Annotated in this window: 7 protein-coding genes; 5 read left to right on the plus strand and 2 right to left on the minus strand. The window is 41.5% G+C overall.

From position 1 onward, the window contains the following. Window positions 1–235 precede the first annotated feature (235 nt). The 3 genes from L870_RS0106510 (at window position 236) to L870_RS0106520 (ending at window position 4,019) form a co-directional block, all read left to right on the plus strand. Window positions 236–2,476, plus strand: a complete 2,241-nt coding sequence (locus L870_RS0106510) for a substrate-binding domain-containing protein (RefSeq protein ID WP_028517464.1) — start codon at window positions 236–238, stop codon at window positions 2,474–2,476. Next, window positions 2,466–2,813, plus strand: coding sequence for a TerY-C metal binding domain-containing protein (locus tag L870_RS0106515; RefSeq protein ID WP_028517465.1), 348 nt, complete (start codon window positions 2,466–2,468; stop codon window positions 2,811–2,813). Before L870_RS0106510 ends, L870_RS0106515 begins: the two co-directional genes overlap by 11 nt. 99 nt (window positions 2,814–2,912) lie before the next feature. Further along, window positions 2,913–4,019 carry a cation diffusion facilitator family transporter gene (locus L870_RS0106520; protein WP_028517466.1) on the plus strand — a complete coding sequence of 369 codons (1,107 nt, stop codon included), beginning with the start codon at window positions 2,913–2,915 and terminating at the stop codon, window positions 4,017–4,019. A 178-nt stretch (window positions 4,020–4,197) separates the two neighbouring features. On the opposite strand, the gene L870_RS16840 is transcribed toward L870_RS0106520, so the two are convergent. After that, window positions 4,198–6,552, minus strand: a complete 2,355-nt coding sequence (locus L870_RS16840) for a glycoside hydrolase family 9 protein (protein WP_037271470.1) — start codon at window positions 6,550–6,552, stop codon at window positions 4,198–4,200. 408 nt (window positions 6,553–6,960) lie between these two features. Here L870_RS16840 and L870_RS0106530 point away from each other — a divergent pair, with 408 nt between their 5' ends. Further along, entirely contained in the window at window positions 6,961–8,421 is a 1,461-nt protein-coding gene (locus tag L870_RS0106530; RefSeq protein WP_028517467.1) for a sugar transferase, read from the plus strand. A gap of 51 nt (window positions 8,422–8,472) precedes the next feature. Here L870_RS0106530 and L870_RS18455 read toward each other — a convergent pair whose 3' ends face one another. Further along, entirely contained in the window at window positions 8,473–12,849 is a 4,377-nt protein-coding gene (locus tag L870_RS18455; RefSeq protein ID WP_080676368.1) for a lipase family protein, read from the minus strand. A gap of 702 nt (window positions 12,850–13,551) precedes the next feature. On the opposite strand from L870_RS18455, the gene L870_RS0106540 reads away from it, so the two are divergent. Continuing rightward, window positions 13,552–16,455: leucine-rich repeat domain-containing protein (locus L870_RS0106540; RefSeq protein WP_028517468.1), on the plus strand; the 2,904-nt coding region annotated here is incomplete at its 3' end.

Raw genomic sequence — 16,455 nt, forward strand, 5'->3', positions numbered from 1 at the left:
AGCTCTGAATTACGCCTACAAGTATATTATACACTTTTTATTATCATTTGCAATGAAAAATACTATCTTTTTAAGAAGATTTTTTGAAATTACAACATTAAATATATAAAATCATCTTGCAATCATCACTTTTATATGATACAATAGTACATATAGAAATGGTCGTTTTTTAGTTATCAGTGAACAGAATTATTACTCTTCACAGCCTTAGAGCTAAACGAACGGAGGGATATTAATGAGCAAACGAATACTTATCGGCGTTATCATAGCCGATTGTCATATAGCTTTCCAGAGTGAGATACTCCGCGGCATCATAACTCAGGCTTTCAAGAGCAACTGCGATGTGGCTGTTATCTCTCCCCTGCATAATTTCTCTCTTTCCTCCGTACACAAGGACGCGGAAAAAACTATATTCGACCTTATAATGTCCGAAAAAATCGACGGCATAATCTATGACAGAAATTCCCTGCAAAACGAGGATATCTGCCGACACATGGACGAGCTGTGCAAACGCTCGGAAAAGCCCGTAATGCTCCTTGATTACAACGATCACAAAAGCTTTGAGACCACCTCTGTAGATGACCGTGACGCTTTCGAGACTATCACAGACCACCTTATAAATGTTCACGGCTACAGAAGGATATACTGCCTTACGGGTCCGAAAAACACCTTCAGCGGCGAGGAACGCCTTGCAGGCTACAGGACTTCAATGAAAAGGCACGGCATTAATGTAGAGAAAAGCTGGTATGAATACGGAGACTTCTGGACGGAAGCTCCAAAAAGATTTGCCAAGCGCATACTCAGCGGCGAGCTTGAACGCCCCGAGGCTATAGTCTGCGGAAACGATGTAATGGCTATAACACTTTCAAAGCTGTTCATCGACGCAGGTGTAAGAGTCCCCGAGGATATAGCTATAACAGGCTATGATGCGTCTATCGAGGGATATCAGGCAAGTCCGTCCATAACGAGCTACAGCCGTCCGAACTTTCAGCTGGGCGCTGAGGCGATACGAAGGCTTTACCGCATCATAACAGGAAAGATATGCGGCAAAGTCCCCAACGAGAACGGTGAGCTCCGTCTCGGAGAGAGCTGCGGCTGCACCGAAAATCCGAGCCTCAGGCACAGTATACTCCGTAATATCAGCATAAACGCCAGATTTGAGTCAGAGCTGCTCTACGGCGATATGCTTTTCGATATCACAAATGCAGATAATATTTCGACTTTTGCCGACAGGCTGGATAATTACACCTACTTCCTGCATAAAATGAGAAGGGTGCGCATCTGCCTTACCCAGAGCTATGTCGATGCTACCGTTGACAAGAATGCCGAAGAGCTTAACTTCAATATCGGTGACAATATGAAGGTGGTCCTTGCAAAGTCCGCAATATGGCGTGAAGCCGAAACAAATCTCATATTCAGTTCATCTGAGATACTCCCCGATTATAATGAGGACCGCAGCTATCCCTCCGCGTTTTTCATCTCGCCCTTACATTATAATAATAACTTCTTCGGATACTGTGCAGTCTCATTCGGAAAAGAGCCCCGTTCCTTCAGTTCGCTGTACATGAAATGGATAAACTACGTCAACGTTGCCCTTGAGCAGGTACGTATCAAGGCTATAATGAACCGCACTATCCTCAACACCAGCAAAGCCCTGCTTTACGATCACCTTACAGGACTGCTCAACAGAAGCGGCATAGAACAGGAATTCAGTAAAAAATTCCCGAATGCAGCGGGAAACAGATCCGTGGAATGTATCATATTCGAGCTGCACGGACTTAAAAAAGCCTACTATCAGAGCGGCGAGGAGAAATCCAACAGCATTATGGCGGCTTTCGCAAAGAAGCTCCGCTCATGTATACACAACAAGGAAATATGCGGTGCATGGGCTTCACAGACCCTTTGCGTCATAAGTCCGGACAGTGCCCGCGCCGAAGCTATATACAACGAGCTTTGCGGCAAAATAAAGGAAACACAGTTCAGCACCGGCGAGGAAAACTGCAATATCGACTTTTCAGTGGGTGTGTGCAGCTGTGAGATCACGGAAACTGCCGAGCTTTCCGACGCGATGTATAAGGCTACCATGAACAGGGTATTCTCATATGCAATATCCGAGACTACATCAAATCCGCAGTTTGAAAAGCTGTGTCTCCTGCGCAACAGGATAATGAAAAATCCCGAGCTGCCGTGGAATATCAGTGAGATAGCCGAAAGCCTGTATCTCAGCAAGAGCTATCTGCAAAAGATATATAAAGCCTATTTCGGCAAGAGCATAATAGAGGAAATGATACAGTTCCGCATAGACAGTGCAAAGACCCTGCTGGCTCAGACGGATATGACAGTTACCGAAATATCCCGCGAGTGCGGCTATTCATCGTATAATTACTTCGTGCGCCAGTTCAGAATGTGCGAGGGACACTCGCCGTCAGAATACCGCGATGAACAAAGAAGAAAGGCTGAGGAAAATGAAAGCTGAAGTCATACTTATGAAATGCCCCGAAGCTCGCCGCATTTACGGCGTAAGAGTCGAGGAATGGGAAGGCGACTGGTTCAGGACATGGGCATTCCCTATCGACGAAAAAAGAGCTTCCCATGAGGGATTCGACAAAGTCAAAATAAAGGGAAATCTTTACCCCGCAGATGAATTCAACGGCTGTCCTTACTGTAAGACCATAAAATTCGTGCAGTGCGACAGATGCGGCAAGCTCAGCTGCTGGAACAACGAGGAGCGCGTCACCTGCGGCTGGTGCGGACGCTCGGGAAATGTTACCGCTACAGAGGAACAGATAAACGTCAAGGGCGGCGGCTATTAAACAGCGCGGCAGCATAAACAAAAGGCATATCTCATCGCATGACAGCGTGACGCTGCACCCTTTCCATAAACAATAAAATAAAATGAGGTGAACTTCTCCGTGAACAGAGATAAAGTCATCATAAAAACAAGTATCATCGGCATACTCGCCAATGTATTGCTTGCATCATTCAAGGCAATAGTCGGAATTCTGAGCTCCTCGATCGCTATCGTGCTTGATGCAGTAAACAACCTGAGTGACGTAATGTCCTCGGTCATAACTATTATAGGCACCAAGCTTGCAAAAAAGCGTCCCGACAAGAACCACCCCTATGGCTACGGACGCATAGAAAACCTGAGCACCACCCTTATCGCGGTAATCGTACTCTACGCAGGTGTAACTGCTCTTGTGGAGTCCATAAAAAAGATAATACACCCTGTTGTACCTGATTACTCGGCAGCTGCACTAATAATAGTTGCATCGGCAGTAGTGGTAAAGATAATTCTGGGTACTTACGTAAAAAATGCCGGTATAAAGGTCAATTCCGACTCACTGATTGCTTCGGGAAGCGATGCTCTGCTGGACTCGGTTATCTCCGCATCAACGCTCCTTGCTGCCTTTATCTATATCCTTTTTGATATACGCACAGAAGCATGGCTGGGCGCAGTCATTGCCATTGTCATCATAAAATCAGGACTCGGTATGCTTGGTGACAGTCTGTCAAATATTATCGGCAAGCGCATAAGCAGCGAACTTTCTAAGGAAATAAAGCAGACAGTCTGTTCATTCCCCGAGGTTCAGGGCGCATACGACCTTGTACTCCATAACTATGGTCCCAATCTGCTTATAGGCTCTGTGCATATAGAAGTCCCCGATACGCTCACAGTTGCAGAGCTTGATAAGCTTGAACACCGCATCACCGAAAAGGTGCTGACAGAACACAGGGTAATTCTCGCAGGCATAAGCGTTTATGCTGCAAATACCGCAAACGATAAGGCTACACAGATGTATTCGGAGATACGCAGGAACGTAATGTCCCACGAGCATCTTCTCCAGATACACGGCTTCTACCTTGACGAGGAGCATAAGACTATTCACTTCGATATCATCATCGACTTTGCAGCTCCCGATATCGACGAGATATATCAGCATATCCTTAACGAGACTCAGGAGATGTACCCCGATTATCATGTAAGTATAACTCTCGATACAGACGTAAGTGACTGATCCTGATTTAGCTTTGCTAAATCAGGATCAGAGCCGTTAGCCGTTAGCCCATTGTAGGGGGTGGCGTTCCGCCGCCCGATAATAAAGCGGCAAAGCCGCTTCCTGATGGCTAAGAGCTAAAGACTAAAGGCTCATATCGAAAAATCCCCCGAGGCACTGCCTCGGGGGATTTGGTTTTTTATGCGTTTTGGGCGATAAGGAGCTTTCTCAGCTCGACCTCGTCGTGGATATCAACTTCTCCGTCACCGTTGAAGTCAAACTGTTTAGCTGCATCTTCCGAGCTGAATGCTTCAAGACCGAGCAGCATCCTGCGAAGTCTTACAAGCTGTGCTACTTTATACACCTTTGCAGGCTTTGTGCCGTCAGGCTCTGTACCTCCGATAAGCTTTCCGTCAGCGTATACGCATACGTTTTCACAGCGTTTAGCGAACTCAACTCCGCTTACGATATTATCGTAGTCCTCACCCTCTTCGGTAAGGTCTATCATGCCCTTTTTGCTCCAGTCGTTGGAAGAATCCCACTTCTCACCGTAATAGTTGCCGATAATGAGCTGGTACTTCTTGTTGGAGTTTGCAATAGCATAATCAGGCCATGATATCTCGATGTAATAGATATCGTCCTTGTACTGCTTGGGCTGAGAAAGTACAGCCGCCTTGCCTGTTACCTCTGTCTCGACCTGATCGTAGGTCTTTTGCAATACGAAACTGCCGGGAATAGTCTTGTTCTCGAATTCCTCTATGCTGAAATAATAACGTATGGATATATCATCGTGTGGTTCGAGAGAGTCGGTATTTACAAAGAATGTGAGCTTTGTAACGCCTGAGCCTGTCTTTTCGGGAGCGTCCGAGCAATAGCCTGCTGCCCAGAAATCATCACCCGAGAAAAGCTGTGTATCGTCAGTCTTTTCAGCAGGAGGGAAATTCTCCTCGGGCTTCATGGTCTTATCGCCTTTATAAAGGTAAAGTCCTGCCGCTGCACCGACTATAGCCGCATTGTAGTCTATAGTTACCTCGTTGTATACCCAGTCCTTTGTCACATCGTTATGCTCATCGTTTTCATCAGGACCGCCTGCAAGAGCACCGTAAAGTACGTGCTTGTGCTCGGCAGGATCTTCAGCCATTGTAAGTCCCGAAGCCGCACGGTGATGAGGGTATTTTACGGAATTCTCACCGTAGCCTACTACATAGCTTCTGCCGAGAGGATTATCGCCGATGATGTATTCCATCTGTCCCAGTGACCATTCTGTAAAGGTGTAATCGGGATTTTTCTCGTTATACTTATCCTTGCCCTTGTTGTACTTATCATACACCAGAGCCGTGAACTGTACAGCTGTATTGTATCTTGCACTTCCCCATGTATCAAGGTGGAAATAACCTGCGGGAGTCAGCTTCTTGTTCATGACCGTATTCAAAGCCTTTGCTTCCATTTCCCAGAAATCAAGGACTTCATACTGACCTCTGCCTATAGCAACACGGGTCTCCTCGCAGACCTCGGGGTAGATATCCTGTATGCGTCCGAAGATAAGTCCCACGCCGTTCCACATATCGTTCCAGCAGAGAACATAACCCGGAGGCGCATAGTAGTCGATGTACTTCTCGCATGCTTCAAGATAATCATGATCCAGTGTTATGAGATAGAGCCAGCCTGCTGCGAAGCAGAAATCGTCCTCCCACTTGCTCGATGTGTAGAAACTTGCAGGGCCGTCCTTGCCTTGTCCCACTTTTTTCTCGTTCTTATTGGCAAAGTCGAACAGTGCCTTTGAATAGTCAAGGCACTTCTCCGCATACTCGGGGTCTGTGTCCTTAAAGTTGTAATAGTTTATTGCAAGAGCTGCTGCACTTTCCGAAACATCGTCCGTCGTAGGAATATCCGATGTGGCAAAGAATGCAGGTCTGCCCATAGCGTCTATCTCGGGAGCCTGCCAGTAGCTGTGGTCAACAGCTCCGTCGCCCACCTGATAGCAGAAAGCAATAACGTCGCCGTTCTTGTCGCGGAAGGTGCTGCGCATGAAATAGTCGCAGAAATAACGGCATATAGTCTCTGCGTGGGCTGCCTGTCCCGTTTCCTCATAAGCCTCACGGAACTCATAATAGCCCCATGATACCACAGAAGCCGCATAAGCCTCGGGAAGTCCGAATTTTACGTGATCGCCTGCGTCATGGAAGCCGCCAGAAACATCAATAAATCCGTCACCATCGGGGTCAAGGATATCCTTGTACTTTTCCATGAAGCTCGCAGACATATTCGTTCCCGTATGGTCGTCATCAATGGGGTGCATCGGTACCTTTGAATCGTATACATGACAGTTTCCTCGCCATGAAAGGCGGTTGTTATCGGATACTCCCGTACCGCACATATTTGCGTCATAGAAATAAAGCGTGTACTGCAAAAGCTTTGCCCAGTTGTTCTCGGTCTCTGCATAATCAACAACATCGGGAGTAGTCGCCGCCATAGCCGTACTGCCTGCCGCAGAAGCTGTCAGTGCCATAACAGCCGCAGAAGCAAAAGCAGATACTCTTTTTACTATTTTCATAAACTCATTCCTTTCCGATAATACTGATTGAATCAGGGAAGTATTATCTTAATTCTTACTTATCATGTAACTCAGCCCTTAGCTATTAGCCAATGTGTCGCCTTCGGCGAATAATTTATAAATAATGTGAGCGTAAGCAAACACTTTCGGCTAATGGCTCATGCCTGACGGCTCACGGCTGTATTACACAGTTTTTCTTACCTATTTCAATTTACAGCAGTCTTAGACATATTCTTTTTATAGTTCCATTTTAGCCTATATCAGCCAATATGTCAACACATATCCCGAAGATTTTTTACTTGCAGCAGCAACAGGCATCAGCCTTGACACATTTGCAGTTATGGTTTATAATTATTATAAATTAAATGTCCCGAACATAGCAGGACAAAAAAATCACGGAGGTGCTTCGTGGGAAATAAAGGTTTAAAGGAAGGGCTGAAGCACGGCGATTTCATCATACTCGACATGATATGCCTGCAATTTTGCTTTACTATAAGCTACTGGATGCATATAAGCTTCACCAACCCATACCGTACCGATGACTACCAGTATCAGGCGGTCATCCTTACAATGTGCCAGCTCCTTCTCATAGTTTTTTCAAATAATTACCGAGGTATACTCAGGCGAGGACGGCTTGAAGAGTTTTTTTCCATAATAAAATACATATCAGGAATAATCCTTATCGCGCTGGTATACCTTTTTGCCGTAAAACATTCTGTTACCGCATCACGTCTTCAGTTAGGTCTTACGTCGGTAACATTCACCTTTGTTGACTATCTCGTCAGACAGCTCAATAAAATCAGGGTGTTCAATTCAAGCAAATACAAAGAGAACCGCAAATCTATAGTCCTCATAACTTCAGGAAGTATAGCAAAAAAGTCGCTTATGGCTCTTATAAGTGAGCAGGAACACCGCAGCTACTTTATTTCAGGTGTTGTAGTCACGGACAGAGAGTGCACTGAGGGTGAAAAGGAAGGCGAAGTTCCCTTTTATTCTCTAAATGATGAGACAATATCAAAGCTGACTCACGGCTGGGTGGACGAAGTATTCCTGCTGCAAACAGAAAATATGGAGCTTCCATCAATGCTTATGGAAAGTCTTTTCCGTATGGGTATAACTGTAAATTACTCCATAACTTCTATCTCTGACGGCAGATGGCCTATAACGGAGATGAAAAACTTAGGTCCGTACAGAGTCCTTTCGAGCAGTGTCTCTCCTGCTTCCGCAGGTGAAATGGCTGTCAAGCGCCTTGCAGATATCATAGGCGGACTTATAGGCTGTGTCATAACAATAATAGTATTTCTATTCCTTGCACCTGTTATATACGCAAAATCTCCCGGACCTATATTCTTCACTCAAAACAGAGTAGGTCAGAACGGCAAAACATTCCGTATGTACAAGTTCAGAAGTATGTACATGGACGCTGAAAAGCGCAAGCAGGAGCTTATGGCTAAGAACAAGATAGACAGTGATATGATGTTCAAAATGGACGACGACCCGCGTATAATCGGCAGCGAGAAAAAGGACAGGCACGGCAGGCCAAAGGGTATCGGAAACTTTATCCGCAAATACTCCATTGATGAGCTTCCGCAGTTCTATAATATACTGAAAGGCAATATGAGCCTTGTGGGCACTCGTCCGCCTACAATTGACGAATGGGAAAAGTACGATCTTGGTCACAGAATAAGAATGAGCATAAAGCCCGGGCTTACAGGTCTGTGGCAGGTCAGCGGCAGGAGCGGCATCACAGACTTTGAGGAAGTTGTCCGCCTTGACCGCGAATATATCGAAAAATGGAGCCTGCTCCTTGATATAAAGATAATCCTGAAAACTATCGTCGTTGTATTCAAGGGCAACGGTGCTTCGTAATAATGATAAAAAATGAGCCTTCAGACTTGGTCTGAAGGCTCTTAATATTATTTAGTGGAAATCATCTGCAAAAATATGCTTTGTAAGAACATAATAGCTCTGTAAGTAATGTGGGTGTTCCATTCCACCGAGATTTGTCTCTATCAATTGCAACTTCGCATTTCCAAACCTTGAAGCCATTGCGAAATCTATCAAGAATCCTTTAGTATTTGTTGCATCGCCTGATTTTGCAGCTAAAATCTGCATAAAAAACGCAGGGCATTGACAAATATGCTGATACTCTTTAAATTCAGGTTCTCCACTTATATTCTGTTCTAGTCTCTTAATTTTTTCACCCTTCAAGCAAAACGGCAAAGCATTTTTGGGGATTTTATTCGCTATATCAATAGAATAATATTCGGAAGTAATATTTTCAAAATTATATTCGTTTTTTTCAGGATCATAAACGAAATCGAAGAAAGGATCATAAGTAAATTTGTAACAATTATTTCTGAAATAATCAGCATCTTTTTCTCTCATATATTTCTTGAGTTCATCAAGAGCGTCTTTTTTATGATAGCATGACTCAAATCTGTCTTTATATATATCATCAATGTCATTCAAAGCTACAAAAGACAATGCATCTATGGTTTCCTGCAATCCATCACCTAACGAATCCCAATTATAGCTTCCTATGCTATTACCTACTACACTCAAATCAGTTGTATAACTCAGTTCTTTAGACAGATATTGCCAATCTTTTTGATAACCAGAAGAAATACCTTTTTCGTCTGCTGTTCTACCGTATCTTGTAAAATGCCATGTATCCATAGGTATCTTTGGAACAAAATCATCTGAATTATTAATATTGAAAATTGAATTATACTTGGCATCGTGTGCAGTGCTCTTTGTTGTAGTACTTGGGCATGCAACATTATAAGAAAAAGTCTCATAATGATGTTCATCCTCAATCAGATAATATGACAACAGATTAGAAACAGCAGCAGCACGGGAATGTCCTGTAACAAAGAATGAAATGTTTTCTTTGCTCACATTAGCACATCGAACTTCAACATATTCTTTAATAAAATCATAGAACCTATTTGCAACGATGTCAAAACCTTTATGATGTTCAGCTGTTCTCCAGTATTCATATGCATCTAATTCACATTCGTTATTTTTAAGCCAATACTTCAATGGTTCATCAAATTTGGAAGCCGCATCTTCACTTTTATCAGAGTCTAGCCAATCTAATACCAATTTTCTTTCCTCTGTACTGCCCAGATCAAAATTACTTGTCCATTCTTTAACTGAAGTTTCAGTTCCTTCCAAGGCAACAGCGATTATAGTTTTCTTCTTGCCTTTGTATTCAAGTTCTTTCTGACCTATAACCATTCTTACTACATGAGAATCAGGATAATGCTCTCTGTAAGTATGTATTGACCTGTTTTCATCGTCAAGCAGTTCCTGTGCTTTAGTATCACTTGCAGCATCCGGATCATTTTCATCATCTGCTCTTAAATCATAGATTTCTATTTTTGTAAAGCCATGCATTTTAAGAACATCATTTGCATACATACAATTGTTTTTATCAATATCTGCAAATTCAGGTGAATTAAAAAAATAATTTGTTAACTCATAAATACCTTCGTTCCTTTTTTCAACTTTATTATCTGCATTATCAAGGTCATAAGGTATCAGCGATCTTTTATCATTTGATGTATAAACAACTGTCGAAAGAACAGCTCCGAAATTTGCCAATCTTCTGCTATACGTAGATGAAGGATTAAAGAAGTCTCTTATATCAATTGCATATGATATTCCACCATAGTATATATCATTTCCATACTCTGTTTTCAGAATACCCTGCGTTACATTATCTAACTTTTTGTCATCCTCATTATCAACAATACCGTCAAAGTCAGAATCCTTTTCTGTAGGATCAGATTTTATAGGCAAAATCCTGATCGGCAGATCTTTATCCTTAATACCGCCATATTGTTCAAGAGCTTTTTCAATGTATTCTTTATTTCCCTTAGATGCTACCTCCATAACTTTTCTAAGCGTTGGCAGGTTCACCGCACCGTTACTATCAAAAGTTACAAGATCCGCATCGGTTGTATTATCTTTATAAAGCACCTCGCTTATATCAATAATACCGTCTTTATCTGTATCTGCAAATCTCGTTCTGTCTGTAAAATCATATTCACCCATTGATGCATTACCGTCTAATAATTCTCTGTATTCAGAAGTAAGAGGTTTATCCAGAACTATTTTTTTCCAGCCTGTCGGTACTATTACATCAAATTTTTGCTGTCCGTGCTTCTTAATTATAAATTCTGAAACAGGATCTGCATAATTAACTAATTTGTTAATGTAACAGCCCTCTGTGCTTTCAGCAAGATTTTTGTAATCGTCAACGCTTCCTAACGCAATTACTGTACACGGGAATTTAGAATAAAAAGTCTCAAATTTAAGAGGAAAAGCAATTGTATCTGGTTCGATAATTTCTCTTTCAACAAGAACATAGTAACTATCTGCTTCTTCTCTGTGTATAGGAGAGTAGTTGTCTTTCAAATTAATTAAGTAAGATAGCAGATAATCAGACATATCACTATTTTTATAAGCAGTAGGAATACCGGGTAAATGTTCCATCATTTTTTCAAGTTCTTCCATATTGCTTGCATATGTCTTTTCTCCATCAACTGTTGCAAGTGCACCAGAATATGCGGATACAATTATATGAACCTGATTTTTATTTTTATATTCTTCAAAAAGCTTCTCTGCTGTCTCAAGTATATCTGAACGGCTCTTCTCAATATGTAATCCTTCTTTTGAAAAGACATGGAACACAACATCGATCGGAGCAGAATTGGTCTGTGCGGGAGCATTTTTACGAGCTCTGCCCGGCATACTCTTGATATCGGGCTGTTTGTCAGCAGATTCTTCGCTCTTTACGGTTTCAGGATCGACCTCGAGGTTCTCAAGCCACTTCTCCATATCAATAAGGCAGTATGTACCGAGTTCGTCAACATGAGTTATAACTCTGTTATTCTCAACATCATAAGTTGTCTCGATAGGAAGAAGCATATTTGTATCTTCAAAATACTTGAATACATTAAATCTCTTTATGCCCTCAAAATTATTTGATACTGCTGCATACTTGCCGTTTGTGTTTGCAACATATCCGCTTTCAATATCAAAATTCAGAACAACATCTTCAACTGTCATTCCATCTTCGTAATCAAATTCAGGAACTATTCCAAGTACCATATCACTTGAAATAACATTTGCATATCCGCTCTCATCTGCACTCATGGCTGTTTCTGCATAGCCTGAAGCTGTTATATCAATAGAGACCTTGAACGGATTATCTTTTGTATTTATTAATGCAAGTGTTTCTGAATCCTTGCCGATATGCTGAGCAAACTTTCTGTCCTTATCAGAAGTCTTGCCGTCAGAAGATGCCTTTGTAGGATCAGTTTTAAGTTTTACTTCGTCACCGTCTGAAATTGTATCACCGTCCGTATCATATTTCAGAGGATCAGTCTTATAAGTCTTTACTTCGTCACCGTCTTTAAGTCCGTCGTTGTCGGTATCAATTTTTTTCGGGTCTGTTTCAAGCTTTATCTCTTCTGCATTTGTAAGACCGTCTTCATCACTGTCAGCATCAGAATCCGAAACGTCCTTAGTTACTGAGTCACGTACAAGAGGGTCTGTTCCTGTAACATAAATCTCCTGATAGTCTGTGAGACCGTCTCCGTCAGTATCAACTTTATTTACATCTGTACCGAACAAATTCTCATAAATATCTGTAAGACCGTCCTTATCACTGTCAAGATCAGCCGGAATAGAAGTTGTTACAGTTGTAGTTACAGCCGAAATCGTTGTAGTTGTAGGCTTTGACGTTGCAGTCGAAGTCTTTGTCGTTGTGGTTGTTGACTTTGAAGTCGTAGTTGCAGCCTTAGTCGTTGTAGCTGTTGACTTTGAAGTCGTAGTTGCAGCTTTGGTGGTTGTAGTTGGCGTACTTGTAGTTGTAGTAGACGAAGCATTAGGATCCACATGTGGATCCTTCAAAAAGTCAGCCAGATCTAAAGTTCCGCCAACTGAAGAATAGGCATAATACGCTAAAACAGCTGATGCATCTACAGCATCAATTTTAGCATCGCCATTCAGATCACACACAGCAAAGTCATCTTCACCCGGTTCATCACCGGTTGTTGAATACCTTGCATAATTTGAAAGTATCATAGAAGCATCTACAGCATCTATCATACCGTCACCGTTTGGATCACCAAGTTTTTTATCATTCGTTGCAGTTGTTTCTGTCGGAACAGTTTCCGCAGCATTTGCTTGGATCGGTCCGTAATCAGACGATTTATCCGCACCGATCGGCATACTTAAAACCATAGAGGTCGCAAGTAGCGCAGATAATAATCTCTTAAACATAAAATATCTCCCTTATAAATTTAATGTATGATATATGTATTTCAGCGTGATCTGTCAGCTTTGCTCCTCGGAAAGCCTGCTCCGCATCAGTAATGAACTTGTATAAAATACCAATACAGCCACACTTTCACATAACCTTCATTCGATTATGAATACTCTGTCAATATCTTGAATGCAACAGCCATTTGCGCCGAAATGTTAAAAGCCGACTGCTCATGTCAGCCTTTAACGAAATGTGTGTTCATTCACCCCCTCCTAACCGTTTTAAGTCTCAGCACTGATAATAAACCACAACATCAAAAATGTTTTATACAATGCCGCAATAATTTAAAAAGCGGTTATTATTATAACATATTTTCAAAAAAAATACAATCCATTTATTGCGATACAAGATACAAAAAGCTGCGGCTATCATTTGCACAAATAATCACTTTATACAAAAAATCTGTGTTTCTTTTTTTCTCATCATTTTACATGCTATATGATTATCCATATATCATAAAGCAGGAAAAATATTCTCAAACATCGCTGCTGCTCATTTTTGCCTGTTTCATCATATTTAACGATTATCACAACGTTAGCAATTTATGATAATACAAGCCTAAAACCGCTAAATAAACATTGACATTTTGTACATTGAGTAATATAATATATAAATGGTATATACTACCAAGAGATGATTTTGAGGAGGAATGTTGAAACATGCTTAGAAACCGACTAATAGCAGGTGTGCTGAGTGCAGTAATGTGTACCTCTGCTGTCCTGCCAAATCAGGCATTGAATAATGCAGGTCAAGAAGCAAATGCAGCCACTACGAAGGGAAAACCAGCAGCGGCCGATTATGAAGTTAAGTCTACCAATTCGCTCGGAAACTTTTTCCAGAACGCGGCAGCGAAAGAAGACGTACAAAATCCGCTCACTGAAAATGCTTGTAATTCTCAGTTCCAGATCACTTCTCTGGAATTTGACAGTGAAACGGGAACAGTACGTGTGGCATCTACCCAGCAGACAGAAGCAAAGATCGTTGTCTCTTTCGTAAATGATGAGACTTCCGAAAATGTTTTCAGTGTTGAGACAACTGTTGAAGCCGGCAAGCTTATCAACAGTGAGCTTAAAGCTGATGCATCAAAGCTTCCGCAGTATTACCTTGTAAAGGCTCAGCTTTTCGATCCGCTGAACCGCCCCGCTGGCAAACCTTATACACTTAGCAGGTACACAAAGGAATATCAGGAGATACTTGCCACAGACATACATGACTTTGATCAGGAACAGGTAGTTAATCTCGATGAAGATGAGACAACAAACTTCCTCGTTCTCAACGAAGACACAGTAAAGGCAGAAAGCTCTGAGGAACAGAATAATCTTGTTTCTGCTGACTATGACAACAATGTTTTCGTATTTGACAATGCTGATGACAGCATTTCTTCCCTTCAGGAAGGTGAATATCTCTATATACAGCCTGATGAGGAAAACATCATCGCAGTAAATGTTGAAAAGATTGAAAAAGACGGTGATACGGTAACTGTATCGGGCAATGATGATATTGAAGATATGTTTGATTTCATCAAGATCGAGAGTGAAGGAAATATGAGCAAGGCTCAGGTCGACGCTTCTTATGCTGATGAAGGTATGTCATTCCCGAATATTGATGAAAACGGAATTCCTGTAATCAGTGATGACGGAACAATTGATTTCCATTATGAAATGCCTAAGAATGATATTAAATTTAATTATTCGGCAAGCAAGACATTCAGCCTTAATTCAATATTGGAGCCTCAGACTGAGGATATCCGGCCGAATGATCCATACTGGGATGCTAAAGTAGAACACAAAGAAGAGGTGGATGGTTCAGTTACTGTTTCTGTTAACTTTAATTTCGTAAAGAAGTTCATGACAACGAAGCTGGAGCTTACATTAAAGATAACTCCTTCATTTACGATCAGCAACGGCTTCTCAGGCAGTGCATTTTATGAGTCTTCAGATCCTAAAGCTAAGTCCATTGCAGCAACTATTGCCAAAATAAGTATCCCGACTTCTATCCCTGCTGTTGATGTCGTGCTTTCTCCGCGAGTATTCCTTGATTTCTCAGGAAATATAGAGCTCTCGTTGGAATGGGACAATGTTATCGGATTTGCCTATGATGACGGCGATTTTCAAAACAAAACAGAGCTCTTCAAAAAAGAGAATATTAATGCAGATTTTAAGATCTCAGGTGAGATATATGCAGGTCTTGAATTAAAAGTCTACCTAAAAGTTAAAAGTGAAAAGATCGCTGCTGTAGGTTTTGACTTTAAAGCAGGCTTAAAAGTAAGCGCGGAAGCGTCTCTTGCAGACATATATAATCAAATCGAAGAAAATATTAAGGAACCGCCTGATAAGGTTATTATCAATAATGAAAAAGATGATAAATGGTATCATGCCTGCAAATTCTGTATCAAAGCAACTACAGATTTCGTTATAAAGGTTAATGTTGATGTTAGTATTTTAAGAAGAACCAAGTCATGGAAACTTCTTGAGCTCTCAATTAATATACCTTTCTTAGGCGCGTATCTCTCATCTGAAAACGGTTTCGGTTTCGGTGAATGTGACTATAACAGATTCAGAACAACATTCAATGTTATAAGCAATGCTGACGGTGGATATATACCGGCTGATGTCAAGCTCGATAACAAGGAAGCAACTGTCGGACCATACGGTGCAGCTTTTTACTGCTTGCCCGGTACATATAATTACACCGTTTCTTATGAAGGAAAAACGTTGGAATCAGGTACAGTTACAGTAAAAAATTCCGCAGTGGATATGGAATTCAAAGAAGATGTAACAGTTGACGATAGTGGAAATTTCAAAGGCTATACTCACGGAGATACCAAATCTGCAACAGGTGCAAATGTTACAAAAGCTACAACAACAAAAAGAGTAATTGTTACAGGAACACTTCCTGCACTTTCATTTGATAAAGATGAGATGATTGCAGAGACAGGTGAACTTGGTGAAAATATTTCATATATGCTTTATCCTGACGGATATCTTTACATCTGCGGATATGGTGACATGTATGATTTCGACTCATCACCGTTCAGAGATCCTTCGATCGTAAAGAATACGGTCATTGAAAATGTCAGTGATGAAATAGACGGCGAAATGATCACCAGCATAGGCAATAATGTATTCTATAATTGCAGCAATATGACTTCTATCAGTATGCCGAATACTATCAAACGCATAGGAAACGGAGCATTCAGAAACTGTTCTTCACTTCCTAAGTTAGACTATTATGAATTTTATTACGAAACAAATGACAAGGGTGAAGTAATTGCAAAAGTCAGGGAATACAAAAGCCCTGTCGGAAAACTCATATTGCCTAAAGCTATAACTTCCATCGGAAATTATTCTTTCTGTGACTGTAATTTATTAAATGACATCGCTATTCCTGAAACGCTCCTTGAAATTGGTTCGTATGCATTCGCAAATCTTAAAGATGTAACATCCATAGCAATTCCTGAAACAGTAAAAAAGATTGGTGATTACGCATTCAGCGGCTGCTCTTCCATTGAAACTGCCGTTATCAAGGGCGGTTCAGATGGTATCGGCAACTACATCTTCAGC

The sequence above is a fragment of the Ruminococcus flavefaciens ATCC 19208 genome, from assembly GCF_000518765.1.
Classification (GTDB): domain Bacteria; phylum Bacillota; class Clostridia; order Oscillospirales; family Ruminococcaceae; genus Ruminococcus; species Ruminococcus flavefaciens.

Coding starts and splice junctions, on each gene's coding strand:
- L870_RS16840 (WP_037271470.1), bottom strand. CDS start 6,552: ATGAAAATAGTAAAAAGAGTATCTGCTTTTGCTTCTGCGGCTGTTATG.
- L870_RS18455 (WP_080676368.1), bottom strand. CDS start 12,849: ATGTTTAAGAGATTATTATCTGCGCTACTTGCGACCTCTATGGTTTTA.
- L870_RS0106510 (WP_028517464.1), top strand. CDS start 236: ATGAGCAAACGAATACTTATCGGCGTTATCATAGCCGATTGTCATATA.
- L870_RS0106515 (WP_028517465.1), top strand. CDS start 2,466: ATGAAAGCTGAAGTCATACTTATGAAATGCCCCGAAGCTCGCCGCATT.